General features: G+C 47.4%; 2 rRNA genes (1 of these 2 cut by a window edge). Both read left to right on the top strand.

Annotated elements, in window-relative coordinates:
- Positions 1-2,241, top strand: a 23S ribosomal RNA gene (locus OS191_RS07375); it begins 578 nt to the left of the window's first position.
- 132 nt (positions 2,242-2,373) lie between these two features.
- A 5S ribosomal RNA gene (gene rrf, locus OS191_RS07370) occupies positions 2,374-2,481 on the top strand.
- Positions 2,482-2,500: the final 19 nt, after the last annotated feature.

Raw genomic sequence — 2,500 nt, 5'->3', positions numbered from 1 at the left:
GTGCCTTTTGCATAATGAGCCTACGAGTTACCGTTGCTAGCAAGGTTAAGGACTTCAGGTCCGGATCCGTAGCGAAAGCGAGTCTGAATAGGGCGCTTTAGTTAGTAGTGGTAGACGCGAAACCGTGTGATCTACCCATGGGCAGGTTGAAGTTTAGGTAACACTAAATGGAGGACCGAACCGGTTGACGTTGAAAAGTCTTCGGATGACCTGTGGGTAGGGGTGAAAGGCCAATCAAACTCGGAAATAGCTCGTACTCCCCGAAATGCATTTAGGTGCAGCGTTGATTTATAGTTTTATAGAGGTAGAGCTACTGATTGGATGCGGGGGCTTCACCGCCTACCAATTCCTGACAAACTCCGAATGCTATAAAATGTTAATCAGCAGTGAGGGCATGGGTGCTAAGGTCCATGTCCGAGAGGGAAAGAACCCAGACCATCAGCTAAGGTCCCCAAATGTATGTTAAGTTGAATAAACGAGGTTGAACTGCTTAGACAGCTAGGATGTTGGCTTGGAAGCAGCCATTCATTTAAAGAGTGCGTAACAGCTCACTAGTCGAGCGGTTCGGCATGGATAATAATCGGGCATAAACATACTACCGAAGCTATGGACTTGTAAAAGTGGTAGGGGAGCATTGTAGTGTCGTCGAAGGTGTACTGCGAGGTATGCTGGAGAAGCTACAAAAGAAAATGTAGGCATAAGTAACGATAATGCGGGCGAGAAACCCGCACTCCGAAAGACTAAGGTTTCCTCAGCTATGCTAATCAGCTGAGGGTTAGTCGGGACCTAACGCGAACCCGAAAGGGGTAGTGGATGGACAACAGGTTAATATTCCTGTACCTGCTCATACTAAAAGTGACGGAGGCGTAAATTTGGTGCGAACTGACGGAATAGTTCGTTGAAGCGAGTAGTAATACCGCGATAGTACACTAAGGCTACGGCTGCGGTGATAATCCAGAAAAGCGACTTCCAAGAAAAGCGAATGAAGCAGCCCGTACCCTAAACCGACACAGGTAGTTGGGATGAGAATTCTAAGGAGCTCGAGAGATTCATGGTTAAGGAACTAGGCAAAATAGACGCGTAACTTCGGGAGAAGCGTCGCCCATCTACGGATGGGCCGCAGTGAAAGAGTCCAGGCGACTGTTTATCAAAAACACAGGGCTATGCTAAATCGAAAGATGATGTATATGGCCTGACACCTGCCCGGTGCTGGAAGGTTAAGTGGAGTTGTTAGCTTCGGCGAAGCAATGAAATGAAGCCCCAGTAAACGGCGGCCGTAACTATAACGGTCCTAAGGTAGCGAAATTCCTTGTCGGGTAAGTTCCGACCTGCACGAATGGTGCAACGATCTGGACACTGTCTCAACCATGAGCTCGGTGAAATTGTAGTATCGGTGAAGATGCCGATTACCCGCTGTGGGACGAAAAGACCCCGTGCACCTTTACTATAGCTTAGTATTGGTTTTGGATAAGTAATGTGTAGGATAGGTGGGAGACTTCGAAGCAGCATCGCCAGGTGTTGTGGAGTCATTGTTGAAATACCACCCTTTGCTTATCTAGAGTCTAACCTTCAATGAAGGGACAGTGCTTGGTGGGTAGTTTGACTGGGGTGGTCGCCTCCAAAAGAGTAACGGAGGCTTCTAAAGGTTCCCTCAGCACGCTTGGTAACCGTGCGTAGAGTGCAATGGCATAAGGGAGCTTGACTGAGAGACATACAGGTCGATCAGGTACGAAAGTAGAGCATAGTGATCCGGTGGTTCCGCATGGAAGGGCCATCGCTCAAAGGATAAAAGGTACGCCGGGGATAACAGGCTGATCTCCCCCAAGAGCTCACATCGACGGGGGGGTTTGGCACCTCGATGTCGGCTCGTCACATCCTGGGGCTGGAGAAGGTCCCAAGGGTTGGGCTGTTCGCCCATTAAAGTGGCACGCGAGCTGGGTTCAGAACGTCGTGAGACAGTTCGGTCTCTATCTACAGTGGGCGTTAGAAATTTGAGTGGATCTGACTCTAGTACGAGAGGACCGAGTTGGACAAACCTCTGGTGTATCTGTTGTTCCGCCAGGAGCATTGCAGAGTAGCTACGTTTGGAAGGGATAAGCGCTGAAAGCATATAAGCGCGAAACCCACCACAAGATGAGATTTCTTTAAAGGGTCGTGGAAGATTACCACGTTGATAGGCTATAGGTGTAAAGGCAGTAATGTCATAGCCGAGTAGTACTAATAACCCATAGGCTTATTGTACAGCTGTTCTTTTTAAAAGTACAATAATTACAAATTCATGTCATTTTTTTCAATATGTTAAGATATTTGTTCCAATTTGATATTGGAACGCTGAAAGTAATAAGTTAAATACTTATTACTGCAGCAATAACTTAAGGTGGTTATTGCAATGGGGCTCACCTCTTACCATTCCGAACAGAGAAGTTAAGCCCATTAGCGCCGATGGTACTGCATTTGTGGAAGAGTAGGTCATCGCCTTTTTTAGAATCCCGATTCATTT

This window comes from Xanthomarina sp. F2636L, assembly GCF_026410195.1.
Lineage (GTDB): Bacteria > Bacteroidota > Bacteroidia > Flavobacteriales > Flavobacteriaceae > Xanthomarina.
This window is presented reverse-complemented; position numbering and strand designations above follow the sequence as displayed.